The following is a 1,184-nucleotide window of genomic DNA, read 5'->3' on the forward strand; positions in this document are numbered from 1 at the left end:
TCGGGGTCGGTGCGCGACTGCTGGAACCACGGGTGCTGATCGCTGGTGTGGTTCATCACGAAATCGATGATCACGCGCATGCCCCGCTGATGCGCCGCATCGATGAACTCGACGAAATCCCCGAGATCACCGAACTCGGGCAGCACGGCGATGTAATTGGCCACGTCGTAACCGCCGTCGCGCAGCGGGGAGGTGAAGAACGGCGGCAGCCACAGGCAGTCCACGCCCAGCCACTGCAGATAGTCCAGCTTGGCGGTGGCGCCCTTGAGGTCGCCGATGCCGTCGCCGTCACTGTCGTGGAAGGAGCGGACCAGGACCTCGTAGAACACGGCACGCTTGAACCATTCGGGGTCCCGGTCCTTGGCGGGCGTGTCCTCGCCCAGCTCGGACACCGGCTCATTGATCGTCATGGGTCCTCCATTGCCGCACGGCTGGGGAGCGCGTGCTTCCTCACCCGACCGCGCATACGTGCGCGGGGGACACGCCCGGGGTCAGACGGACGTAATTGACCTCGCCCCACGTGTAGGTCGCGTCGCCCAGTTCGTCGTGCACCTGGAAGGACGTGCCGGGCGCGATGTCCAGGCGTGCGCAGTCCAGGCGCACGGTCGCCTCCTGGGTGTGGTGCGGGTCGAGGTTCACCACCACCAGCACCGTGTCACCGGGCACATGACGGCTGTACGCGATCACGTGCTCGTTGTCCGTGGAGTGGAAGCGCACGTTGCGCAGCCGGTGCAGCGCCGGATGGCGTCGACGGATCGCGTTGAGCGTGGTGACGAGCGGCGCGATGGTGAGCCCTTCGCGCCGCGCCGACTCCCAGTCGCGCGAGCGCAGTTGGTACTTCTCCGAGTCCCGGTACTCCTCGCTGCCGGACTGCACGGGCGTGTCCTCGCACAGTTCGTAGCCGCTGTACATGCCCCATGTCGGCGCGAGGGTCGCGGCGAGCACCGCGCGGAGCTCGAAGGCGGGGCGTCCGCCGTGCTGGAGGAACTCGGGCAGGATGTCGGGGGTGTTGACGAAGAAGTTCGGCCGCAGGTAGTGAGCCGTCTCGTCGGTCAACTCCTGGACGTATGAAGTGAGTTCCCGCTTCGTGTTGCGCCAGGTGAAGTAGGTGTAGGACTGCTGGAAGCCGATCGCGGCCAGGGTGCGCATCATCGCCGGGCGCGTGAAGGCCTCCGCCAGGAAGA

2 protein-coding genes are annotated in these 1,184 nt (G+C 66.8%); both read right to left on the reverse strand.

The features are described from left to right. Positions 1–410: alpha-amylase family glycosyl hydrolase (locus ACIGXX_RS44085; RefSeq protein WP_351174282.1), on the reverse strand; the 410-nt coding region annotated here is incomplete at its 3' end. Between the two features lie 40 nt (positions 411–450). After that, a partial coding sequence (locus ACIGXX_RS44090) for a DUF3459 domain-containing protein (protein ID WP_399984895.1) occupies positions 451–1,184 on the reverse strand: 734 nt, incomplete at its 5' end.

Origin of the sequence: Streptomyces sp. NPDC055243 (assembly GCF_044544025.1) — a bacterium.
Classification (GTDB): domain Bacteria; phylum Actinomycetota; class Actinomycetes; order Streptomycetales; family Streptomycetaceae; genus Streptomyces.